Origin of the sequence: Pseudomonas sp. GZJR-8, from assembly GCF_002916705.1 — a bacterium.
Lineage (GTDB): Bacteria > Pseudomonadota > Gammaproteobacteria > Pseudomonadales > Pseudomonadaceae > Aquipseudomonas > Aquipseudomonas synxantha_A.
Map to the genome: position 1 here is coordinate 31,493 of NZ_JXSI01000016.1, position 25,146 is coordinate 56,638.

The following is a 25,146-nucleotide window of genomic DNA, read 5'->3' on the forward strand; positions in this document are numbered from 1 at the left end:
CCCTCCCACAAAAGCTGCATCCACAGGGAGGTCGATGGCTTAGTTATTCGTTGTAGATATCTTGATCGCCGAAGTATTTCTTCTGGATCTGCGCGTAAGTGCCATCGGCCTGGACGGCGGCGATGCCTTTATTGATCAGCTCACGCAGTGCCTGGTCGTTCTTGCGCAGGCCCATGGCGATGTCCAGCGGCAGGGTCGGGTCCTTGAAGGCCGGGCCGGTCTTGAAGTCGGCGCCTTCGGGCTTGGACAGGAAGTTGAGCTGGGCTTCGAGTTTGTCGGTCAGGGTGGCGTCGAGGCGCCCGTTTTGCAGGTCGGCGTAGTTCTGCTCTTGAGACTGGTACGCCTTGATCTGCGCACCCAGCCTGGCCAGGTGCGCTCGGGCGTAGGCTTCCTGCAGCGAGCCTTGCAGCACGCCGACCTGCTTGCCCTTGAGCGATTCCGGGGTATCGCCGAAGTCGGCGCCTTTGCGCGTGATCACCGAGGTGGGGCTGAGGAACAGGCGATCGGTAAAGTCGATGACTTTTTCGCGAGCCGGGGTCACGGCCATGGAGGACATGATGGCGTCGAACTTGCGCGCACGCAGGGCCGGGATCATGCCGTCGAATTCATTGTGCACCCAGGTGCATTTCACTTCGAGCTTGGCGCAGATGGCGTTGCCCAGTTCAATATCGAAGCCTTGCAGGCTGCCGTCGGCGGCCACGGATTCGAAGGGTGGGTATTCGGGGAACACGCCAAAACGGATTTCTTTCCAGTCCTGGGCGTGGGCGGCGGTGGCGCACAGAGGCAACAGCAACGCAGCGAAGAGTGATCGCAGTGGAGTCATGTGGAGGTCCCTATATTTTGTAATTGATGTCAGGGCAGTGAATAACTGGGAGCAGAGAATGCTTCATGATGGTGCGTTTTTTGTGTCGTTTACCCCCTGCACAAAGCGCAAATTGCGCTGTTAAAACCGACAATGCAGCGCAATCGGCTGTTGCGCCCGCCGAATCGGCTTTTAATCCAGCAAAGTCCGGCCCGCCCTCGACGCAAAGCGGCAGGCCAGAGCGGTCTCAGGCGCGCTTTTTGTGCTGTGCGACCGGCTGCCGGGCCAGGCGGGCAAACAGGTCTTTGGGGTCAGCCAGGTCGGGTACCAATTCCAGCTCGCTGCCCACGTCCAACGCCGTGGCGACGTCCAGTACATAACGCAGGGCCGAGTAGTCTTCGATGGCAAAACCCACCGAGTCGAACAGGGTGATCTGGCGCGCATTCTCGCGGCCGGGCTTCTGGCCGTTGATCACTTGCCACAACTCAATCACCGGCGAATCCTCAGGCATGTGCTGGATCTCACCTTCGATGCGGCTTTGCGGTTCGTACTCCACGATCACCCGGGCACGTTCGACGATGCGCCGGTCCAGCTCGGTCTTGCCCGGGCAATCGCCACCCACGGCATTGAGGTGCATACCCGGTTCGATCATCTCGTCGGTGAGGATGGTTGCATAAGCCTTGTCGGCGGTGACGGTGGTGACGATATCCGCGCCTTTGACCGCGTCGGCCACGCTGTCAGCCAGGATCACCTTGATCGCCGGGAACGCCTTGAGGTTGGCGGCGAGTTTGGCGGTGGCCTTGGCGTCGATATCGAACAGGCGAATTTCGTTAATGCCAAGCATGGCGTGGAAGGCCAGGGCCTGGAATTCGCTTTGGCAGCCGTTGCCGATCAACGCCATGCTGCGGCTGTTGTCGCGCGCCAGGTAGCGGGCGACCAGGGCCGAGGTGGCAGCGGTGCGGATGGCGGTAGTCAGGGTCATTTCCGCCAGCAGCACGGGTTTGCCGGTATCCACATCGCCCAAGGCGCCAAAGGCCATCACGGTCAGCATACCGGCCAGGGTGTTTTTCGGGTGGCCGTTGACGTATTTGAACGCGTACAGCGAGGCGTCCGAGACGGGCATCAACTCGATCACGCCATCCGGTGAATGGTTGGCCAGGCGTGCGCATTTCTCGAAGTCTTGCCAGCGCAGGTAGTCGGCACGGATGTACTCGGCCATCTCGGTGATGCAGGTTTGCAAACCTTTTTGCGAAACCAGGTAGCTGAGGTCGTTGACGTCGATATAACGGGTCATGGCAAGACTCCTTATTGAAATGAGGGGCGGATCGGCAGATGCACTTCGGCCAACATGCAACGGGCACTGCCGCCACCGATGCGTTCGATGTTGTCGATATTCACCACCACTGGTCGCGTATGGAGCTCCACCTGCTGGCGCTGCGCCGGTTGCAACGCGCGCCAGGCGCTGGCAGACATCACCAGCAATGGCTGGCCGTCACGGTCGTGGACTTCGAGCATGTTGCCGGCGAAGGCTTCCAACTGGTCGAAGTCGAGGGCGAGGATGTCCTTGCCGGTGTCGCGCAGTGAGCGTTCCAGGGCCACGCGCTCGCGCTCGTCGGGCAGGGCTTGCAGGCACACCACTGCGAGGTCGCGACCGACGCTCATCATCACGTTGCTGTGGTAGATCGGTGCGTGGTGGCGGTCCAGGGCGTGGAACACGCAGAGTTGGTAGTCCAGACGTTCGGCAAACTGGTGCAGCGCCGCGTGATGGGTGCGCCCGGAGTGGCAGGCGTAGCTGATGCGGTGCTGGCGGTCGAGCACCATGCTGCCGGTGCCTTCGAGGAAGATGTCCTGTTGTTCCAGGTGGCTGAGGTCGATGGTAGTGTTGATCGCAAAGCGCTGCTCCAGAACTTGCAGCACGCCCTTGTTGCGCTCCAGTCGTCGGTTCTGGCCTTGCATGGGGTAGAGCACCAGGCTGCCGTCGGCGTGGCTGCTCCACCAATTGTTGGGGAAGATCGAGTCCGGTGTGTGAGGTGCCGGGGTGTCCTGCACCACCAGCACTTCCACGCCGTGACTGCGCAGGGTGTCGACATAGCCGTCGAATTCTTTCAGCGCTTTGTGCTGTGCACTGAGCGGGTCCGGCGGCGGGCGTTGAAAACGGTTGTTGATCGCGGTATCCGGGTTGAAGGCAAAACGCGCCGGGCGAATCATCAGGACGGTGTTGGTGGTTTGCATGGGGGCACGGGTCCATGGGGGATCTTGTGACGCTATTTTGTGCCATAGGGTGGGAGGATCCCGGCTGAAACAGCGGGGCGGCTCAGCCGGGAAAGCTGAAAAGGTGGATAAGGCAGCTGAATCGGCTGCCGGATTGAAATGTGCTCAGATGTAGGGGGGCAACCTGCTCAATAGCCGTTACCTGTCACGCCACCATAATGATCTTCGATACCAGCTCCACCACGGTCTTGGCCTGCAATTTCTTCATCAACCGCGCCCGGTGCACTTCCACCGTGCGGTGGGAAATCGCCAGGCGCAGGGCGATTTCCTTGGACTTGAAACCATTGACGATGTGCATGGCGATTTCCCGCTCCCGCGGCGTGAGGTCGCCAGTGCCCTGATGCAGACGGTCCAGGCGTTCGAAGTGCCAGATCATCAGCTTGAACGGGTCTTTGGGGGTGAGGGTGTAGCCGTGGGACTTGGCCCAGAACACTTCGCCATTGTGGTGCTGCATGAAGCGCTCATCGGAATAAAAGCCGTTGTCGCTGTCGAGCAGCCAGTCATGGCTGCGCTTGCCGATGGCATGGTAGTCGGCCTGGGACGGGTAGATCAGAAGGGTCAACTGATTGACCAGTGCCTGGCGTGTATAGCCGAACAGCTTCAGGAAGGCATCGTTGCAGTCGAGTATTACCCGGTCGCTGGTGACGATCTGCGGGGCAGGGGACAGCTTGAACGCCAGGCGTTCGAGGTCGGGAAATTGCTGTGCAAGCGCGTTCATGGGGCATCCTGCCTCGTTGTTCAATGCCCTGGTGCGCTACTTACCCATGTAAGTAGTTACACGAATTGGCGCGGGACCAGGGGTGGGTCATTGTAAGTAAAGTCCGGATCAAGAACAGAAGAAATTGATTATGCCTGCTGATTGCGTCTCCATTGTTGCCGCTGGTCACTCCCGCTTTGGTCGCCTGGAAGGCACCACGCTGGAAGACCTGATCGTCCAGGTTACCCGTGAAGCCCTGAGTGACGCTGCGATTGATGCGTCGCAAATCGACGCGCTGTTCCTGGGGCATTTCAACTCTGGGCTGGTGCCCGACGGCTTTGCCGCCTCGTTGCTGTTGCAGGCCGACCCCGGGCTGCGCTTCAAACCTGCCACCCGCTGCGAAAACGCCTGCGCTTCGGGTTCGGCGGCGATCCAGGCGGGAGTCAATGCGATTCTCTCCGGCAGCGCCGAGTTGGTGCTGGTGGTGGGCGCCGAAAAGATGACTCACACCAGCACCGCCGCGGTCACCCAAGCCCTGGCCGGCGCCGGCTATCAGAACGACCCGGCCGAAGCCGGCCTGAGTTTCCCGCAATTGTTCGGCCGCGCCGCCCGCCAATACGCCGAGCGCTACCACTGCCCGCTGGGCTCGATGGCGGCCATCGCCACCAAAAACCACTCCAATGCCATGGCTAACCCGCTGGCGCAGATGCATCGGGAGATGAATTTCGAGCACTGCAACAACGTGTCCCAGAGCAACCCGTTCGTGGCCGACTCCCTGCGCCTGACGGACTGCTCGCTGATCAGCGACGGCGCCGCTGCGATCATCCTGGCGTCACCCAAACGTGCGCGAGCGTTTCGCCGCGAGGTGCAGATCCGGGCGATGACCCAGGTCAATGACACCTTGCCCATCGCCCAGCGCGACATCCTCGCCTTTGAAGGCCCGCAACGAGCGATCCATGCAGCGCTGCGCGGAGCGAATGTGACCCTGGCAGACCTGAGTTTCGCCGAGGTGCACGACTGTTTCACCATTGCCGAGCTGCTGATCTACGAAGCCATGGGCCTGGCGCCCAAAGGCGAAGGGCATCGCGTGCTCGACAGCGGCGTGGTGCGTGCCGGCGGGCGCTTGCCGGTCAACCTTTCCGGCGGGCTCAAGGCCAAGGGGCATCCGGTCGGTGCAACGGGGGTGTCCATGCATGCCTTGGCGTTCCGGCAATTGACCGGCGAACCGATTGGCCTGGCGGTGCCCAACCCGGAGTTCGGCCTGGTGTTCAACATGGGCGGCATGGCGGTGGCCAACTACGCATCGGTCCTGCAGGCACGCCGGAGCTGAGCCATGAACATTGCCAACTGGCTGCACGACACCCAGCGTCGGGCCCCGCAACGCCCGGCGCTGTTCAACGGCACCACCCAAGTGGCCGACTACGTCACCTTCGCCGCCCACGTGCGCCAACGCGCCGCGCGCCTGGTGGACCAGCACGGCCTGGTGCCGGGGGACGCGGTGGCGCTGCTGATGAAAAACAGCTGCGACTATCTGGAATTGCTCTATGCCATCTGGTGGATGGGCGCCGTGGCAGTGCCGATCAATGCCAAACTGCACCCCAGCGAAGCGGCGTGGATTGCCGATAACGCCGAGGCACGCTTGATCTTTACCGATGGCGGCCGGGTGTTTTCATCACGGGATTTGCCCCCGCGCTGCAAGGAGCTGGACGGCCACCTCTTACCTCTCAACACTGGCTGGCCGACCCTGGAGCAACCGGTGCCACGCCACGACCAGGACCTCGCCTGGCTGTTCTATACCTCCGGCACGACAGGGCGCTCCAAGGGTGTGATGCTGTCCCACGGCAACCTGGTCGCCATGTCGCTGTGCTACGCCACAGATGTCGATGCGGTCAGCGCCGACGATGCCGCGGTGTATGCCGCGCCGATGTCCCACGGTGCTGGCCTGTATAACTTTATCCATGTGCGTTGCGGTGCACGCCACGTGGTGCCGGCCTCCCATGGCTTCGACGCCGCCGAGCTGTTCGGGCTGGCCGAGCAGGTGGGCAATGTGTCGCTGTTTGCCGCGCCGACCATGGTCAAGCGCATGGTCGAGCAGGCACGGCGCCAGGATTATCACGGCGCTGGCATCAAGACCATCGTGTATGGCGGCGGCCCGATGTACCTGGCCGATCTGCGTGAAGCCGCCGACACCTTCGGGCCGCGCCTGGTGCAGATCTACGGTCAGGGCGAGAGCCCGATGACTATCAGCGTGTTGCCCCGTGCAGTGATTGCCGATCGCCAACGCCCCGACTGGGCCAGCCTGGCCGCTTCGGTGGGCCACGCGCAGTCCTGTGTGGAAATCCGTATTCTCGATACTGCGCACCAGCCTTTGCCCACCGGTGAGCGCGGCGAAATCGCGGTGCGTGGCGCCACCGTGATGCAAGGCTACTGGCGCAACCCGCAAGCCACTGGCCAAACCTTGGTGGACGGCTGGCTGCTGACCGGTGATATCGGCTATCTAGACGCAGCCGGCTATCTGACCCTGACGGATCGCTCCAAGGACGTGATCATCAGCGGCGGCAGCAACGTCTACCCGCGTGAAGTCGAGGAAGTGCTGGCCCAGCATCCGCAGGTGTTTGAGGTGTGCGTGGTGGGCGAGCCGGACGCTCAGTGGGGGGAGTCGGTGGTGGCGTTTGTGGTGACGCGCAGCGGCCAGCCCCTGGATGAGGGTGAACTCACCGCCTGGTTCCTGACGCGCATGGCCTCGTTCAAGAAACCGAAAAAATATGTATGGCGCAGCGACTTGCCCAAGAACAGCTACGGCAAGATTCTCAAGACCGACTTGCGGCAGTGGTTGAAAGCAGCGAGTATCGCCGCGCTTTGACATGGATCGATAATCAGACAAGGAGTCCCCACGATGGGCAATCCCGCACAAGACACTGTCCGCAAGCGCCGCCGAGCGTTTCTGGGCGCCACCTCGGGCCACTTGATCGAGTGGTACGACTACGGCGTCTATGGGTTTCTCGCGGTCTATATCGGCCAGGCGTTCTTCGTCTCCGATGACCCCACCACCAGCCTGCTGGCCAGCTTCGCCGCGTTTGCCCTGAGCTTCTTTATCCGCCCTCTGGGTGGGCTGTTCTTCGGCCCGCTGGCAGACAAGATCGGCCGGCGCAAAACCCTGATCATGGCGCTGGTGATGATGACCGGTTCCACGGTGATGCTGGGGTTGTTGCCGACCTACGCCAGCCTGGGCATCGCCGCGCCGATCCTGCTGATCCTGGTGCGCTGCGTGCAGGGCTTCTCGGCGGGCGGCGAAATCGGCACGGTCACCAGCTTTATCTCCGAATACGCAGGGCCCGGTCGCCGCGGCTTCGCCACCTGCTGGTTGATGGTCACCGCTGTGCTCGGCCTGTTGCTGGGCGGCGCGGTGGCCAATGGCATGACCTGGGTGCTGGGCGCCGAGGTCATGCAGGAATGGGCCTGGCGCGTACCGTTCCTGATCGCTGCACCCCTGGGCTTTATCTCCATGTACATCCGCCTCAAGCTTGAAGACAGCCCCGAGTTTTTAGCCCTGCAACGCGCCGGGCAAACCTCGCGGGCGCCGCTGCGGGAGGTCTGGCAGTGGAAGCGCGCGATTGCCCTGGTGTTCTTTATCATCACCTTGCACAGCTCGATCTTCTACCTGGTGCTGACCTTCGCCTCGACCTACATGGCCAAGATCCTCAAGTTCGACAGCGGCACCACCTTGCTCTACGTGTTCGTTGCCAGTTTCTCGGCCGCCTTCGTGATGCCGTTTGGCGGGGCATTTACCGATAAATACGGGCGCAAGCCGTTCCTGATGGTGATCGGCACGCTGGCGACCCTGGCGATGTTCTGGCTGTTCAAGTCGGCACCCACCGCGACCCCGGCGTCGTTCTTCGCACCGTTGATGGCGGTGGCGATTCTGTTCGGGCTGTATGCGTCGTCGACCTACGCGTTGATGAGTGAGCTGCTGCCGACGCGGATTCGCTCCACCGGCATTGCAGTGGCATACAACGTGCCGGTGGCGGTGTTTGGCGGCAGTGCGCCGTTGATTTCCACCTGGTTGATCAAGGTGACCGGGGACATTACTTCGCCGTGGTACTTCTACGTGGCCACCGGGGTGGTGTCGCTGGTGGCATTGGTGGTGTTGCGCAAGGAGGATTTTGTCGCATGTGGGAGGGGGCTTGCTCCCGAAGACGGCCTCCTAGCCGACGCTTATCTGACTGATGCAGCATGATCGAAAAAAGGTGGTCAGCCGTTGTTGTGATGAGAATGGGTCATTTCCAATGAATTGACCCAAGGTTTTGGCGATGAGCTATACCTTAATCGGTTCGATGCTCGCACACCGCCTTAATCAATGATCAACAAGGAAGAGACCACTATGAGCGATGTTCAACTGATCACCAGCGTATCCATTCAAAGCCTCACCGAGCTGTTGCAGGAAGCCGGGTATCGGGTCAACCAGTCTGAGCAGAACGGCGTTGTGCAATTGCTCAGCGCCAGCCAGGGCATCGGTTTTGCCGTGCGTTTTGGCAATCCGGCGGCCGAGCAGGGCAGTTACGTGGACTTTACCTACAGCTGCGCCCTGCGGGTGCAGGGTGAATTGCCCGAGGGCCTGGCTCAGGTGTGGAATGCCTCGCGGCGCTTTGCGCGGTTGTCGGTGCAGGGTGAGTTTCTGTTGATGGAGATGGACGTGGTGGTGGCCGGTGTCGGCGCTTCGCATCTGCGTAGCCAGTTGGAACTGTGGGACCGCCTGTTGCAGGAATTTATCGTCTACCTGCGCGAATACAGCCAGCAAGCCGCGCATTTGCAGGCTCAGGCCGCAGCCGCTCCGCTCAGTGAGAGTGCATCCGCCTGATTAAATGTGGGAGGGGGCAAGCCCCTCCCACAGGTACATCGTTCACACTGGGGGTGCAGTAACATACCGAAAACAGAGTGAAGTGCGATGCTCGCCACCCGTTTGACCCTGATCTGCCACGCCATCACCCCCCTGCAAAAACATGGGCGTTTTCCCGACGATGAGTCCGTCTCGATGGACTGGCAAAGTGCTGCTTGCTCCCTGGCCGGACGCTACAAAAAACAGCCACGCCTGCTCTGCGGCCCCGAAGCCAGGGCCCGCCAGACAGCCGGCTTGTTCGGCGCCCACGCCGAGGTTGAAGTGGCGTTGCGCGATGTTGATCTCGGTTCATGGAAAGGCCAGGACATCAGCCAACTCGATAGCCAGGAATTAAAGGCCTGGAGCGCCGACAGCACCCGCGCACCCCATGGCGGCGAGTCAGTGGATCAGCTCTGTGCGCGTGTGGGCCAATGGCTCGCATCGCTCGAAACCCACCCTGGCCATACAGTCGCCGTGACCCACCCGTTCGTGATTCGCGCCGCGATGCTCTCCGTCATGCAGTTCCCGGTCTCGATGTTCTATCGGATCGACGTCGAGCCCCTGTCGGCCACTGAGTTGCGCTTCAATGGCGTGTGGCGCCTGCGCCTGGAAACTCACGCCTGACGTGCAGATCATGGCAAAATCAACGCCCCGCACTGAGAGCACCCCATGAAACGCATCCTGATCATCGGCATTGGCGCCGGCAACCCTGACTACATCACGATGCAGGCCGTGAAGGCGCTGAACCGTACCGACGTGTTCTTCCTGATGGACAAGGGCCAGAGCAAGGACAAGCTGATCGACCTGCGCCGTGAGATCTGCCAGACCTACATCACCGAGCCCGGCTACCGTTTTGTCGAGGCCGATTGCCCTGAGCGCGTACGCGGTGACATCGACTACACCACCGCCGTGCAGGACCTTAACCGCGATAAGCAGCACACCTTCGAGCGCATGATCAACGAAGAAATGGCCGACGGTGAAGTGGGGGCGTTCCTGGCCTGGGGGGATCCTGCGCTGTACGACAGCACCATTCGCATTTTGCAGGCGATCCTGGCCAGTGGCCGGTGCGTGTTCGAGTTCGAGGTGATCCCCGGCATCACCAGCGTGCAGGCGCTGGCGGCCCAGCATAAGGTGCCGTTGAACCGTATCGGCAAGTCCGTCGAAATCACCACGGGACGTCGCCTGGCGGCGGGGCAGGCCAGTGATGCCGATACCCTGGTGGTGATGCTCGACGCAGAAGATTCCTACCGCAGCGTGGCGGATCAGGACCTGGATATTTACTGGGGCGCCTACCTGGGCACGCCTGACGAAATCCTGATCAGCGGTAAAGTGGCCCACGTGGCGCAAGAGATCGAACGGGTACGCAAGGCGGCGCGCCTGGAAAACGGCTGGATCATGGACACCTATTTGTTGCGCAAACCCTGAGGTAAATCCGATGCTCAAACAGCTTGCCCTCGCATTGGCCCTGGTGGCCGGCGCCGTTCATGCCGATACCGGCTTGCACACCGACTTGCCGTTGTCCTACCTGGAACAAACCCAGAGCGATGCGCGCAATCAGCCGCTGGTGATCTTCCTGCATGGTTTTGGCAGCAACGAGGAAGATCTGTTTGGTATCAAGGACGCGTTGCCATCCACCTGGACCTACCTGTCAGTGCGTGCGCCGCTGCCGGTGGAACCGCACGGTTATCGTTGGTTTACCAAGACTGATGAGCCTGAGTACAACGGCGAGACCGATGAACTGTTCAGCAGCGCCCGACTGATCAAGGACTTTGTGGTCAAGGCTACCGCCAAGTACCACACCCAAAGCGATCGGGTATTCCTGGTGGGGTTCAGCCAGGGCGCGATCATGTCTTACGAGGTGGCCTTGCGTGAACCCGAGTTGGTACGCGGTATCGCCGCGCTCAGTGGCAGCGTGCTACCGGTACTCAGGTCTGCGCTGAAGCCTGATGCGTCCATGGGCAAACTGGCGATTTTTATTGGCCATGGCACTTTGGACCAGGCGCTGCCCTTCAGCTCGGCCACGCAGGCAGATAAGGTGCTGGTGGGGTTGGGGCTCAAGCCGGAGTTTCATGAATACCCGGGGATGAATCACACCATCAGCGAAGCGGAAGTGCAGGACTTGAAAGCCTGGCTAGAGAAAAGCCTGAAGTAAAATGCAGTAAAAAATGTGGGAGGGGCGGTTACTTGCCGCCCGTAATCTGCTTCACCAATGCCGCATGCCCCTTCACATCATCGGCCCGGGAAATCGCCTGGATCACTAGCAGATGGTTGCCGGAACCACCCAGGAACGTGGAGTTCAAGGTCTTGCCGCCGCCCTGGGTAGCGCTGCTGTCAACCTGGCGCAGGCCCAGGCCCTTGTAAGTGAGTTTCTTCTCGCCCAGCTTCTTGAAGTCGGGCAGGGCGGCGCTCTGGTCCTTGACGAAATCGGCCACGGCACCATCGAGGAACTGCGGGTCGTTATCCTTGATGGTTGCCCCATCGTTGCGCACGGTTTCGGCGACGATCACCACACTTTTCGTTGTCGAGTTGGCATACAGCGTGCCCTGGGTATCAGCGGTGCCGTCCTCAGCCTTGCCGGAGGGCAGGGTGTCAGCGCTGTAAGCCTTGGGCAGGTTGAAGGTGAACTTGCCACCCAAGGTGGAGATTTTTTGCGTGGTTGGCTTGGCGGCAGCGAACACGCTGCCGGCGGTAAGCGCGAGGGCCAGCAGCACTGCGGTCTTGGTGAACGTGGCCATGTAGCGCTCCAGGGATGAACGAAATTGCGGCGTATTCTGTCAGAAAATTCGCAATTTCGTTCATTCTCCATGTCACACCTTGTCGGACTCTTCCTCAAGCCTGTCCATCTCAAACAAGCGCGCCAGTTCCGTACGGGCTTCCTGAGCGGTTTGCATGACTTTGGCTGCATCGTCGTACACCGCGTGTTGCGCGGCGAGCACTTGCTGGTCGTGGGTCTTGAAGCGGTTGATGCGCGCGTCGGCCTGAGCCTGGCTCAAGCCAAGGCCGACCAGGGTGCGGCGGCTCATTTCCAGGCTGGAGTAGAAGGTTTCGCGCACCGGTGAAGCGTCCAGGTCCACCAAGCGGTGTACGTGCTGGCGGTTACGGGCACGGGCGATGATCTTCATGTGCGGGTAGAGGCTGCGCACCAGAGCGGCGGTCTTGATGTTGATCTCCGGATCGTCCATGGCAATGACGAAGAATTCCGCCTGATCGACCTTGGCCGCGTGGAGAATTTCCGGGCGCTGGGGGTCACCGTAGAACACCGGCATACCGCCAAAACTGCGGGTCAGCTCGATGGTTTCCACGGAGGTGTCGAGGGCGATAAACGAAATGTTCTGCGCCCGCAGGATCCGCGCCACGATCTGACCCATCCGCCCCATGCCGGCAATGACCACGCGGGGCGCATCGCTTTCGATGGCGCGGTATTCCTCGGGCACTTCCACTGGCTTGACCTTGGGTTTGAACAGCTTCGGACACACCAGCAGCAACAGCGGGGTCAAGGCCATGGACAGGGTGATGGTCAGCACCAGCACATCGTAAAGGTGTGGTTCGAACAGGCCTTGGTCGCGGCCGATCTTGAACACCACGAAGGCGAATTCACCCCCGGCTGCTAGCACCACGCCGAGGCGCAAGGCGCTTTCGCGATTGAGATCGCCGACCATGCGGCCAACGGCGTACAGCAGGGGCAGTTTTAACCCGATCAACAGCAGGGTCAGGCCGATCACCACCAGCGGCGTACTGAGCAGCAGGCTGAGGTTGGCGCCCATGCCCACGCTGATAAAGAACAGCCCCAGCAGCAGGCCCTTGAAGGGTTCGATCTGGGATTCCAGTTCGTGGCGGTATTCCGAATCTGCCAGCAGCAGGCCGGCGAGGAACGCCCCCAGGGCCATGGACACGCCCACCAGCTCCATCAGCCAGGCGGTGCCGATCACCACCAGCAGCGCGGTGGCGGTGGATACTTCGCGCAGGCCGGTTTTGGCGACGATGCGAAACACCGGACGCAACAGGTAGCGCCCGCCGATGATCACCACGGCGATGCTGCCCAGTACCTGCAAGCCATGGCGCAGGCCCTCGGCTTCGGTGGTTGGGTGACTGCCACCGGCCAGCAAGGGTACGAGGGCGATCAGCGGGATGGCCGCGATGTCCTGAAACAGCAGGATGGCGAAAGCCAGACGCCCGTGGGGCTGGTTAAGCTCCTTGCGCTCGGCCAGGCTTTGCAGGCCAAACGCGGTGGAGGACAGCGCCAGGCCCAGGCCCAGCACGATGGCACTGTTCCATGGCTGGCCAAACAGCCACAGCGCCACCGCGCCCATGACCAACCCAGTGAGCAGCACCTGGGCCAGGCCGACACCGAACACGGCCTTGCGCATCACCCACAGGCGTTTGGGCGACAGCTCCAGGCCGATGATGAACAACAGCAGCACCACACCCAATTCAGAGAACTGCGCCACGCTTTGCGGGTTGCCGATCAGGCCGAGTACCAACGGGCCGATGATCACACCGGCAAACAGATAGCCCAGCACCGCGCCCAATTGCAGGCGCTTGGCCAGGGGCACGGTGAGCACGGCAGCGAGCAGGAACACTACGGCCGCTTGTAACAGGTTGCCTTCATGGGGCATTGCGAACTCCATTGTTTACTTGGATCAACGGCTAACTATTGCTGTGGCGAGGGAGATAGGGCGCTATTAGAACGCTTTTTCACATTTTGAAACTTGTATTTTTGTCGCGACAGTCAATGGATGTTGGTTGTTACCCCATTCGATCACGGGTTTTACGAAAGTATTAATACCATTTAATTCAATGACTTTTCCGTGGCTCTACTAACGTTTCGACAAACTGGATTGTTAGTCAACACGGTCAGGTATTTCGAATTCGATGCGTGTGGAAGGTTAAACCCGGGCTTTTTACGCATTCATGGACGAAACGCTTGCACCACAAGGAGTAGAACGTGGATAGAAGACTTGCGACTGCCGCTGTACCTCGTATTTCTGCGCTTTCTCTTGCTATCCGCCTGGGCGTGGCCGGTTTGGTCATGGGCTTGGCGAGCCCGGATGTGTTCGCTGCCTGTACCCCGGCAAGTCCTGCAGCCGGCGCGACGGTGACCTGTACGGGCGTGCCGTCATTGCCATTGTTCCTCAACACCTTCAGCAGCGCGGTCAACGACCTGACGGTCAACGTCAGCGCCGGAGCGCAACTCAATGCGACGCTGGGCGGCAAAGCGTTGACCCTGACGGGTAACAACGCGACGTTGAATAACTCCGGCACCATTGACCCGGCACTCCTGGGATTGGTTTCAGTGCTGAGCGGTGGCGTAGTGATCGGCAACACGGCAGCCAGCGCGTTGAACATCACCAACACCGCCACCGGCATCATGCGCGGTACCGGTGCGCTGCTCGGGCTCAACCTGGCCTCGCTCGATGGCATGGCCCTGAACGCCACCAACGGTGCAGGCGGCATCACCACCATCGTCAACAACGGCACCATCGGCTCTTCGTCCTTGCTCGGCCTGACCCTGTTCACTTCCGACACCCCAGTGGTGGCGGTGCAAGGCGGCGGGCAAGTCAACATGACCAACAACGGCACCCTGACCGGGCGCGTGGCGTTCGAAAGCTCCACCGCTGGTAACACTTTCCTCAACACCGGGACTATATCCGGCGGTGTGTCGATGGGGGCCGGTAGCACCAACACCTTCACCGCTGTCACCGGTTCAAGCGTAACGAACGGCGGCGGCATCGGCGCGAGCCTGGGCGGACTGCTCGGTGTGAACCTGACATTCGCGCCCACCGGCCAAGTGGATGGTGGCGCGCTGGGCAGCAACACCTTGATCTTGCAGAACACCACGGGTGTCGGCGGCGGTATCACGGGGACTGGCACAGCGTCGAGCGCCAACTATGTCAACTTCAACAACCTGACCATCAACAGCGGCACCTGGACCCTGCAAGGGCCTTTGGTCAGCGGCAGCACGACCCTCAATGGCGGCATTTCGCAGTTCAATAACAACACCACCTTCGGCACTGGTGTGTTGACCGCCAACGGCGGGACCATCGAGGCCACCGGCAATGGCTTGACCCTGTCCAATTTGCTGACCCTGGGCACTGGCGGCTTGACGGTGCAGGGTGCCTCGACCGGGCTGACCCTCAGCGGTGTGCTCTCGGGCGCGGGCGGCTTGACCAAGGCCGGTACCGGGCAACTGATCCTCAGCGGCGCCAATACTTACACAGGTGCGACGAACCTGGCCGGCGGTTCGGTGCAACTGGGCAATAACCTGGCCTTGAGCAGCAGCGCAGTGACGGTCAGTGCAGCCACCACCTTGCAGGCCCCCGGTACCGTGAGCCTGGGTAATGCGCTGACCCTGAACGGTAACCTGACCACCGACGTCGCCGGCGCGCTGACCTTGGGCGGTGTGATTTCCGGCGCCAGTGGGATCACCCACAGCGGTGCGGGCAGCCTGACTCTCAATGGCGTCAACAGCGGCTACAGCGGCACCACCAGCCTGGGCGCCGGCACACTGGTGCTGGGCAATAACACCGCATTGGGCAGCGGTGGCTTGAGTGTGACGGGTGCCGCGAACCTTGATGCTGGCGGTGCGTCGTTACTCACCAACAACGTGGCGCTGGGCGCCAACCTGACGCTGACCGGCACCAACCCGCTGACGTTGGGCGGGGTGATGTCCGGCGCCGGCAGCTTGATCAAAACCGGTGCGGGCCTGTTGACCTTGACCGGCAACAATACCCGCACCGGGGTTACCGCGCTGAATGCCGGTGGGCTGGTGGTAGGTTCCGCTACCGCGTTGGGTTCCGGAGCATTAAATGCGGCGGCGGGCACGACCCTGGACGCCAGCACGGCCGTCACCTTGACCAATGCTGTCAACCTGGCGGGCAACCTGGGCATCGGCGGCACCGCCGATTTGACCCTGAGCGGTGGCATCAATGGTGCCGGTAGCCTGACCAAAGCCGGCGCGGCCAACCTGATTCTCAGTGGCGCCAATGGCTTCCTGGGTGGCACCACCTTGAATGCAGGCACACTGACCGTCGGCAGCAACTCGGCGCTAGGCCTTGGCGACCTGACTGTCGGCGGCGCGGCGACTCTGGACAGCAGCGCGGCGGTTGCGCTGAGCAATGGCATTGTCCTCAATGCCGGGCTGACCGTTGGCGGCACCAATGCGCTGACCCTGGGCAATACGATCAGCGGCGCGGGCCCGCTGATCAAGGACGGCCTGGCCAATCTGACCCTCAACGGCACCAACACCTTCAGCGGTGGCGCCACCCTCAATGCCGGTACCTTGACCCTGGGCACAGCGGGCGCGCTGGGCAGCGGCGCCTTGACGGTCGGCGGCGCAGCCACCCTGGATAACAGCGCGGCCTTAGGGATCGGCAACGACATTGCACTGAATGCCGACTTGAGCCTCGCGGGCAATAACGACCTGGCCCTGAACGGCGTGATCAGCGGCGCGGGTGCGCTGATCAAAAATGGCCTGGCCGATCTGGCCCTGTCGGGCAGCAACACCTTCACTGGCGCCGTGGATATCCTGTCTGGCAGCGTCACGCTGTTGAGCGCCGATGCCCTGGCGGGCAGTTCCGGCGCCAACGTGGCAGCCGGTGCGGCGCTGAACCTGAATGTCGATTCCAGCCTGGCCGGCCTCAGCGGCACGGGCGACGTGGCGGTGGGCGGTGGTTTCAATCTCACCGTAGGCGGCCTGAGCACCAGCAGTACCTTTGACGGTAGCCTCAGTGGCGCGGGTGGCTTGATCAAGGTTGGCACCGGCACGCTGGACCTCACCGGGATCAACGGCATCAGTGGTAACACGGCGATCAACGCAGGCACCTTGAACCTCACCGGTTCCCTGGGCAGTGCGGTGGTTGACGTGAATAGCGGCGGCACGCTGACCGGCAGCGGATCGCTGTTGGGTGCGGTGAATATCAACAACGGCGGGCACTTGGCCCTGGGTAGCGGCGCGACCTTATCCGCCGGCAGCTTGAACATGAGCGCCGGCGGCAATCTGGATGTGGCCCTCGGTGCACCTTCGCTGACTTCGTTGCTGAATGTCGGTGGCAATGTGAACCTGGCCGGTAACCTGAACGTCAGCGATGCCGGTGGTTTCGGTGCCGGTGTGTATCGGTTGATCAACTACACCGGCAGCCTGGCCGGCGCATTGAACGTCAACAGCGTGCCGTTGGGCTATGGCCTGGGTGACCTGTTGGTACAAACCTCGGTGGGCAGCCAGGTCAATCTGGTGGTGTCGGCACCGAACATCCGTTTCTGGGACGGCAGCAACACCGTGCCCAACGGCAGTGTTGACGGTGGCAGCGGCACCTGGACGGCGGGCGGCACCAACTGGACCTCGGCCGACGGCATTCTCAACCAGACCTGGGGCGGCGGTTTTGCGGTGTTCCAGGGCGCGGCGGGTACCGTCAGCGTGGAGGGTGCGCAGACCCTTACTGGCATGCAATTCGTCACCGATGGCTACAATCTGGTCAATGGCACCGGGGGGCAATTGAGCACCGGCAGTGGCAACTTCGCGGTGCGTGTCGACCCGCTGGCAACCGCGACCATTGGCGTCGATATCACCGGGGCAGGTGCCCTGAATAAACTCGATACCGGCACACTGGTACTCGGTGGCGCCAACAGCTACACCGGTGGCACCTTGCTCAATGGCGGTACGTTGGTGGTCGGCAGTAACACCGCGCTGGGCACTGGCGCCCTGACCGCTGCGGCGGGCACTACGCTGGACAGCAATACCGCGGCAGCGCTTGGCAATGACGTCACCCTCAACGGCGACCTGAACCTGGCGGGCAGCAACGCGTTGGCGCTCAACGGCGTGATTGGCGGCACGGGCGGCTTGATCAAAAATGGCGCGGCCACTGTGACCCTGGGTGGCAGCAATACCTTCCTTGGCCCGGTGGCCTTGAATGCGGGTGGTCTGGTGCTGGCGGCCAATAGCGCGTTGGGCGCTGGCGTGCTCAATGCGGCAGGCGGTACAACCCTGGATGCAAGCACTGCGCTGAGCGTCAACAATGCAATCAACCTGGCGGGCAATCTGGGCATCGGCGGCACCGCCGACCTGGCCCTGACGGGGGCGATCAATGGCGCCGGCAGCCTGACTAAAGACGGCGCTGCCAACCTTACCCTGACGGGTGCCAATGCCTTTCTCGGCGGTACCACACTGAACGCCGGGACGCTGACCCTGGGCAATGCGGCGGCGCTGGGGCTGGGCAATCTGATCGTTGGTGGCGCCGCAACCCTGGATAACAATGCAGCCTTGACCATCGGTAACAATGCCGTCCTGAACGCGGCGCTGACCGTAGCCGGCAGCAATGACCTGACCTTGGCTGGCCTGCTCAGTGGCACTGGCGAGCTGGTCAAGAACGGCGCCGCCGACCTGACGCTCAACGGCGTCAACACTTATCAAGGCGGTACCACCCTCAATGCGGGCACCTTGACCCTCGGTACGGCAGCGGCGCTGGGTACCGGCGCTTTGACGGTCGGCGGTGCGGCCACCTTGGCCAACAGCACACCGCTGGTGCTGGCCAACGCGGTCAACCTCAATGCAGGCCTGACAGTGGGCGGTCTCAATAACAACCTGACCCTTGCGGGTGTACTGGCAGGCAGTGGTGACCTGATCAAAACCGGCACGGCTGATTTGAGCCTGACTGGCAACAACACCTTCAACGGCTTGTTCGATGTGCAATCGGGCAGCCTTACCACCGTGGGCAATGGGGCATTGGGTGTCGGTGCCGGCGTCAATCTGGCGGGCGGTACCTCCCTGAACCTGGGCGGTACCGCCAGCCTGGGCGCGCTCACCGGCACAGGGCTGGCGACAGTCGGGGCGGGCAGCACATTGAGCGTTGGCGGTAATAACCTCGACAGCACGTTCGACGGCGTATTGGCCGGGCTCGGCAACTTTGCCAAGGACGGCACGGGCGCCCTGACCCTTGGTGGCCTCAGCGCGCTCACCGGCGATACGCTGGTCAATGGTGGCAGCCTGCTCGTCAACGGCTCATTGGCCAGCGCCAATGTGAGCGTGGGCAGCGGCGCAACCCTGGGCGGCACCGGTACCTTGCTGGGCAATGTGGTCATCGCCGATGGCGGCCACCTGGCGGTCAACTCGGGCGCTACCCTGACCACCGGCTCGTTGTTGCTCAATGCCAACTCCAACCTGGATGCCGGCCTTGGCGCGCCATCCACCGGCGGTACGGCACTGGTACAGGTCAACGGCAACCTGACCCTGGACGGTACGCTCAACGTGAGTGATATCGGCGGCTTCGGCACCGGTATCTATCGCCTGATCGACTACACCGGCGGCCTGACCAACAACGGCCTGCAACTGGGCAGCCTGCCGGTGAATATCCCAGCCGCTGATCTGGACCTGCAAACCGCCATCGGCAACCAGGTCAACCTGTTGGTCAACGGCAGTACCAACGTGCAGTTCTGGGACGGCAGTCAAGTCACCGGCAACGGTGCCATCGAAGGCGGCAGCGGCACCTGGAGCGCAGGCACCGGCAACTGGACCGGCGTCAACGGCGCGTTCAATACAACCTGGGCGCCGAACAGCTTTGCGGTATTCCAGGGCACAGCGGGCACCGTCACCGTTGACGGCGCGCAAGCTATCACTGGGTTGCAGTTCGTCACGGATGGCTACAACCTGGCGGGTGGCACGGCGGGGGCCTTGACCCTGTTCAATGGCACCGGCGGCAACACCGCCGTGCGGGTCGACCCTGGCGTCACCGCGACCCTGGGCGTCACGCTCAATGGCGGCGGTACCTTGGCCAAGCTGGACACCGGCACCCTGGTACTCAACGGGGCCAACAGCTACACCGGTGGCACCTTGCTCAATGGCGGCACGCTGGTGGTCGGCAATGACAGTGCCCTGGGCAGTGGCGTGTTGACCACCGCCAATGGCACCACTTTGGACAGCAACGCTGCGGTCAACCTGGCCAACAATGTGAACGTCAACGGTACGTTGACTGTTGGCGGCAGCAACGCCTTGACCCTGGCCGGCACCGTGGCAGGCACCGGCAGCCTGATCAAAAATGGCATCGCCAACCTGACCCTCAGTGGTAACAACACCTACGCCGGGCCAACCGCACTCAACGCCGGCGCCTTGATCCTGGGCTCCAATAGCGCACTGGGCAGTGGCGCGTTGAACGCGGCAGCCGGTACCAGCCTCGACAGCAGCACCGCGGTGGCTTTGGCCAATACCCTGAACCTGGCCGGTAACCTGGACATTCTGGGAACTGCCGACCTGAGCTTGAACGGTGTGGTCAGTGGTGCCGGCGGCCTGACCAAAACCGGTGCGGGCAACCTGACCCTTAATGGCGCCAATGCCTACCTCGGTGGCACCCAACTGAACGCGGGGTCGTTGACCCTGGGCAACGCATCGGCCCTGGGCAGCGGTGCCCTGGCAGTCAATGGCGTCGCGACCCTGGATACCAGCGCTGCACTGGCCCTGGCCAATAACACCAGCCTGAATGCTGCGCTGACAGTCGGCGGCAGCAATGATCTGAGCCTTGATGGCGTAGTTGATGGCAGCGGTTCCCTGACCAAGGCCGGCGGCGCCAACCTGACGCTCAACGGCGCCAACAGCTACAGCGGTGGCACAACCCTCAATGCCGGTACATTGACCTTGGGCAACGCCACGGCTCTGGGGTCGGGCGCCTTGACCGTCGGCGGGGCGGCGACCCTGGCCAACAGCACGCCGCTGGTGCTGGCCAACGCGGTCAATCTTAATGGCGACCTGACCGTCGCAGGCAGCAATAACCTGACCCTGGCTGGGGTACTGGCCGGCAATGCGGCGCTGATCAAAAATGGCGCAGCGGACCTGTTGCTGACAGGTAGCAATACCTTCAGCGGCCCGCTGACTGTGGCCGGCGGCAGCGTGACTACGTTGGGTAACGGCGCACTGGGCAGCACTTCCGGCGTTACTGTCGGCAGCGGCGCCAGCCTCAACCTGGGCGGCAATGCCAGCCTCAACACGCTGGCCGGCAACGGCACGGTGCAGGTGGCGGGCGGTAGCACGCTGGCGGTGGGCGGCAGCAACCTGGACAACACCTTTGGCGGTTCGCTGGGCGGTACCGGCGGCCTGGATAAAAACGGCAGCGGTGCGCTCAACCTGGGCGGCACCAATGGCATCAGCGGCGCAGCCAACGTCAACGGTGGCACCTTGAATGTCACAGGCTCGCTGGCCAGTGCCACGGTGGCGGTCAACAACGGCGCGACCCTGACCGGCAGCGGTGCTCTTGGTGGTGCCGTGACTGTCGCCGACGGCGGCCATATCGGCCTGAACACCGGCAGCACGCTGTCGGTGGGCTCGCTGGTGCTGGGCGGCAACTCCAATCTGGATGTCGGTCTAGGCACCCCAGTTGTGGGCGGCGGCACCGGGCTGCTGAATGTCGGCGGCGACCTGACCCTGGACGGCAACCTCAACGTCACCGATATCGGCGGCTTTGGCAGCGGCGTCTATAACCTCATCAACTACGGCGGGGCGCTTACCGACAACGGGTTGACCCTCGGCATACTGCCGGGCAGCGTGGCGCCGGGCGATCTGCAAGTGCAGACCGCCATCAGCAACAAGGTCAACCTGCTGGTGACTGCACCTAACACTACTGTGCAGTTCTGGGATGGCAATAACCTGATCGGCAACGCTGCCATCGACGGTGGTAACGGTACCTGGAGCACCGGCAATACCAACTGGACCAATGTCGACGGCACGCTCAACCAAGGCTGGACCAATAGTTTCGCAGTGTTCCAGGGCGCAGCCGGCAATGTGACGGTGGACGGCACGCAAAACATCACCGGCATGCAGTTTGTCACCGATGGCTATAACCTGGCCTCCGGCACGGCGGGTGTGCTTAACCTGGTCAATGGCGGCACCGGCAACACCGCGGTGCGCGTCGATCCGAACGTGACCGCCACCCTGGGCGTCACGCTCAATGGTGCCGGTACCCTGGCCAAGCTCGACAGCGGCACTCTGGTGCTCAACGGCGCCAATGGCTACACCGGCGGCACTGCGCTCAACGGCGGCACTCTGGTGGTCGGCAACAACAGTGCCCTGGGCACCGGCGTACTGACTGCCGCGGCGGGCACCACCCTGGACAGCAACGCGGCAGTGAGCCTGGCCAATGCAGCGGTACTCAACGGCGCCCTGGCGATTGGCGGCAGCAACGCGTTGACCCTCAATGGTGGCATCAGCGGCAGCGGCAGCCTGGTGAAAAACGGCGCTGCAACCTTGACCCTCAATGGCACCAACAGCTACAGCGGCGGCACCGGCCTCAACGCCGGTCAACTGGTGCTGGGCAACAACGCTGCACTGGGCAGCGGTGCCCTGACTGTCGGCGGCGCTGCGCAACTGGATGGTGGCACTGACTTGCAACTGGCCAATGCCGTCAATCTGGGCGGCCCGCTGACCCTGGCCGGCAGCCATGACCTGGCCCTCAACGGCGTCGTCAGCGGCACCGGCAGCCTGGTGAAAAACGGCAGCGGCGCCTTGCTGCTGGCGGGTGCCAACACCTACGGCGGCGGCACCACGCTCAACGGTGGTACCACCACCGGCAACACCAACAGCCTGCAAGGCGCCATCGCCAACAATGCGGCATTGACCTTTGAGCAAGCCACCGACAGCACCTACACCGGCAACCTCACCGGCACTGGCGTACTGAACAAAACCGGCACCGGCGCGTTGCTGCTGACCGGTAACAACACCTTTACCGGCACTACCAACGTCAACACCGGCAGCCTGTTGGTCAACGGCACCTTGAACAGCGCTGCGGTGCAAGTTGCCGGCGGCGCGACCCTGGGTGGCAGCGGCACCTTGGGCGGTGCGGTGAGCATGGCGGACGGTTCGGTGCTCAAGGCGGGCTCGGCGTCCCCACTGTCGGTGGGCTCGCTGGCCTTGTCGTCGGGCACCACGCTGGACTTCGCCCTCGGCGCACCGGGTGCTTCGAGCACTGCGGTGAATGTCGCTGGCAACCTGACCCTGGACGGAACGCTCAACGTCAGTGATGCCGGCGGCTTCGGTCTGGGCGTGTATCAACTGTTCCGCTATGGCGGCAGCTTGGTCGATAACGGCCTTACCTTTGGCACCTTGCCCGTCGCCTTGGGCAACGTGAGCCTGCAAACCGCGCTGGCCAACCAGCTCAACCTGGTGGTGCAAAATGCCCCAGGGCAGATCCAGTTCTGGAACGGCGGCACCACCAACCCCGACGGCACCATCACCGGTGGCAGCGGCACCTGGGGCCCGGGCACCAACTGGACCGACCCCACCGGTACCCAAGGGCAGGCGTCCACCAACCAGTTCGCGGTATTTGGCGGGCAGGGCGGCACCGTGACGGTTGTCGGTAACCAAGGCTTTACCGGCCTGCAATTCCTTGACGCCGGTTACACCCTGACGGCCGGCGCTGGGGGCAGCTTGAGCCCGACCAATTCGGCGGATGGCAGCCTGGCTGCGGTGCGGGTCAACTCCGGCGTGACCGCCCAGATCGATGCACCGCTGGTAGGAACCGGTGGGATCAACAAGTTGGATTCCGGCACGTTGCTGCTGACCGGCGCCAATACCTACACCGGCGGCACTACGGTCAGTGGCGGTACGCTGGTGGGCAATACCACCAGCCTGCAAGGCAGTATCCTCGACAACGCCAGTCTGGTATTTGCCCAAAGCAGTAATGGCCAATTCAACGGCACCTTGAGCGGCACCGGTGCGGTGGTCAAGCAAGGCACCGGTGCGCTGTTGCTGACCGGCAACCAGCCGTTCAGCGGGACCGTAGCGGTGCAAGAGGGCGTACTGCAGGTGGGTAATGCGGCCAACCCAGGTGCGGTGCTCGGTGGCCAGGTCACCGTGGCCAACGGTGCGGGCCTGACCGGCAACGGCAGTGTCGGTTCGCTGGTCAACAACGGCTCAGTGACGCCTGACGGCGGCAAGTTGACCGTGGCCGGCAACTTCACCAACGCCAGCACGGGCGCGCTGAACCTGGTGATTACCCCATCCACCACCGGCTCCCTGGCCGTGGGCGGCACTGCCAACCTGGGCGGCACCTTGAATGTGATCAATTTGGCACCGTATGCCGGCGCGACCACCTACACTCTGCTGACTGCGGGCGCGGTCAACGGCACCTTTGCCACCACCAACCTGGAGAACCTGGCGTTCCTGACTACCGCGTTGAACTACAGCCCAACCCAGGTGGCACTGGCGGTCAGCCGCAACAACGTCAGCTATGCCAGTGTGGCGGCTACCGCTAACCAGCGCGGCGTGGCGGCGGCCTTGGGCAGCGGCGCAGCCGTCGGTGGCGTGGCGGTGCAGAACGCGTTGCTCAATTCTGACGTGGCAGGAGCGCGTGCAGCCTTCGACAGCTTGTCTGGCGAGATTCATGCCAGCACCGCCAGCGCGATGCTCGAAGATTCGCGTTACGTACGTGACGCGGTCAACGAGCGTATGCGCCAACCCGGTTGCTACCGCGAGGACGACCCACGCAATGCCCTGGCGCCAAGCGAAAACCGTCTGACCAGTGCCGGTTGCCACGGCGAGATGGTCGGTTGGATGCGCGTACTCGGCACCTGGGGCCATATGGGCGGTGACAGCAATACCGCCAAGCTGGACCGCAATCTCAGCGGCTTCCTGCTCGGCACCGACAAGCAAGTGGACGACGCCTGGCGCGTCGGTGTGGCCGCCGGCTACACCCGCAGTGATCTGGATGCCAAGCGCCGTAATTCCAGTGCCGATGTGGACAGCTACCACTTGATGGCCTACACCGCCTACCAGCAGGAAGCCTTCGCCGCACGCATGGGCGTCGCGTACAGCTGGCATGACATCGAAAGCAAACGCAACGTGGCGGTCGGCGGTGAGGGCCAACGCCTGAAAGCCGACTACAAGGCACGCAGTGCCCAGGTGTTCGGTGAAGTCGGCTACACCATTCAAACCGCCAGCGTGGCCCTGGAACCGTTCGCCGGCCTGGCCTACGTCAACTACGACAGCGATACGATCAAGGAAAAAGGCGGCTCGGCAGCCCTGCGTGGCGATGCCGACCAAAGTATTACCTACTCGACCTTGGGCGTACGCATCGGCCAGACCCTTACCTTGGGCAACGGCTCGAAAATCACCCCACGGGGCAGCATCGGCTGGCGCCATGCCTTCGGCGATACCAAGCCTGACGCCGACCTGAGCTTCATCAATGGCGGTGGCTCGTTCAGCACCCAGGGCGTGCCGATTGCCAAGGACAGCGCGGTGGTGGAGGCGGGCCTGGACTACCAGATCAGCCAGAACGGCAAGCTGGGCCTGGGCTACTCGGGTCAACTCTCGCGCAACGACAAGGACCATGCAGTGACGGTGAGTTTCTCCCTCGGTTTTTGATCAAGGCCGAGTTTTTTCAACCGCCCGAAAGGGCGGTTTTTTTTGAAGTAATACTGGTTCCTGAATGCACAGAGTTTATTGCTCACCCGCCAGGCTGAAGAATGTACACACAATTTCTTCCGGAGCGCGGCTGGTGTGGCGTGCTCGACTCGGGTTATTCCCGT

Annotated in this window: 14 protein-coding genes; 8 read left to right on the top strand and 6 right to left on the bottom strand. The window is 62.6% G+C overall.

Annotated features, from left to right (window positions below; all coding sequences use genetic code 11):
* Positions 1-43 precede the first annotated feature (43 nt).
* The 4 genes from TK42_RS24570 to TK42_RS24585 form a co-directional block, all read right to left on the bottom strand.
* Positions 44-823 carry an ABC transporter substrate-binding protein gene (locus TK42_RS24570; RefSeq protein WP_005787553.1) on the bottom strand — a complete coding sequence of 260 codons (780 nt, stop codon included), beginning with the start codon at positions 821-823 and terminating at the stop codon, positions 44-46.
* A gap of 226 nt (positions 824-1,049) precedes the next feature.
* Entirely contained in the window at positions 1,050-2,096 is a 1,047-nt protein-coding gene (locus TK42_RS24575; RefSeq protein ID WP_103735369.1) for an ornithine cyclodeaminase, read from the bottom strand.
* Positions 2,097-2,107: 11 nt separating this feature from the next.
* Entirely contained in the window at positions 2,108-3,034 is a 927-nt protein-coding gene (ctlX, locus tag TK42_RS24580) for a citrulline utilization hydrolase CtlX (protein WP_103735370.1), read from the bottom strand.
* 184 nt (positions 3,035-3,218) lie between these two features.
* Positions 3,219-3,791 carry a LuxR C-terminal-related transcriptional regulator gene (locus tag TK42_RS24585; RefSeq protein WP_005787559.1) on the bottom strand — a complete coding sequence of 191 codons (573 nt, stop codon included), beginning with the start codon at positions 3,789-3,791 and terminating at the stop codon, positions 3,219-3,221.
* A 130-nt stretch (positions 3,792-3,921) separates the two neighbouring features.
* On the opposite strand from TK42_RS24585, the gene TK42_RS24590 reads away from it, so the two are divergent.
* The 7 genes from TK42_RS24590 to TK42_RS24620 all read left to right on the top strand — a co-directional run bounded on the left by TK42_RS24590 (position 3,922) and on the right by TK42_RS24620 (position 10,798).
* Complete coding sequence (locus TK42_RS24590; protein ID WP_032876382.1) at positions 3,922-5,100, top strand: acetyl-CoA acetyltransferase; 1,179 nt, start codon at positions 3,922-3,924, stop codon at positions 5,098-5,100.
* A gap of 3 nt (positions 5,101-5,103) precedes the next feature.
* Positions 5,104-6,633 carry a class I adenylate-forming enzyme family protein gene (locus tag TK42_RS24595; RefSeq protein WP_103735371.1) on the top strand — a complete coding sequence of 510 codons (1,530 nt, stop codon included), beginning with the start codon at positions 5,104-5,106 and terminating at the stop codon, positions 6,631-6,633.
* Positions 6,634-6,666: 33 nt separating this feature from the next.
* Positions 6,667-8,007 (top strand): MFS transporter, encoded by a 1,341-nt coding sequence (locus TK42_RS24600; protein WP_103735372.1) that lies wholly within the window; start codon positions 6,667-6,669, stop codon positions 8,005-8,007.
* Positions 8,008-8,151: 144 nt separating this feature from the next.
* The gene (locus TK42_RS24605) at positions 8,152-8,628 is read left to right on the top strand and encodes a YbjN domain-containing protein (RefSeq protein WP_103735373.1); all 477 of its coding nucleotides are present in this window, start codon (positions 8,152-8,154) and stop codon (positions 8,626-8,628) included.
* Positions 8,629-8,715: 87 nt separating this feature from the next.
* A complete protein-coding gene (locus TK42_RS24610) occupies positions 8,716-9,270 on the top strand; it encodes a histidine phosphatase family protein (protein ID WP_103735374.1) in 555 nt (184 codons plus the stop codon).
* A 45-nt stretch (positions 9,271-9,315) separates the two neighbouring features.
* Positions 9,316-10,071, top strand: a complete 756-nt coding sequence (cobF, locus tag TK42_RS24615) for a precorrin-6A synthase (deacetylating) (protein ID WP_005787570.1) — start codon at positions 9,316-9,318, stop codon at positions 10,069-10,071.
* Between the two features lie 10 nt (positions 10,072-10,081).
* Positions 10,082-10,798, top strand: coding sequence for an alpha/beta hydrolase (locus tag TK42_RS24620; protein ID WP_032876368.1), 717 nt, complete (start codon positions 10,082-10,084; stop codon positions 10,796-10,798).
* Between the two features lie 28 nt (positions 10,799-10,826).
* Here the strand turns inward: TK42_RS24620 and TK42_RS24625 are convergent, their stop codons facing one another.
* Together TK42_RS24625 and TK42_RS24630 are read right to left on the bottom strand one after the other, a co-directional pair.
* Positions 10,827-11,381 carry a hypothetical protein gene (locus TK42_RS24625; RefSeq protein ID WP_032876365.1) on the bottom strand — a complete coding sequence of 185 codons (555 nt, stop codon included), beginning with the start codon at positions 11,379-11,381 and terminating at the stop codon, positions 10,827-10,829.
* A 72-nt stretch (positions 11,382-11,453) separates the two neighbouring features.
* Positions 11,454-13,262, bottom strand: coding sequence for a monovalent cation:proton antiporter-2 (CPA2) family protein (locus TK42_RS24630; protein WP_103735375.1), 1,809 nt, complete (start codon positions 13,260-13,262; stop codon positions 11,454-11,456).
* A 329-nt stretch (positions 13,263-13,591) separates the two neighbouring features.
* Between TK42_RS24630 and TK42_RS24635 the strand changes: the two genes are divergently transcribed.
* The gene (locus tag TK42_RS24635; RefSeq protein WP_103735376.1) at positions 13,592-24,982 is read left to right on the top strand and encodes an autotransporter-associated beta strand repeat-containing protein; all 11,391 of its coding nucleotides are present in this window, start codon (positions 13,592-13,594) and stop codon (positions 24,980-24,982) included.
* The last annotated feature ends 164 nt before the right edge of the window (positions 24,983-25,146 follow it).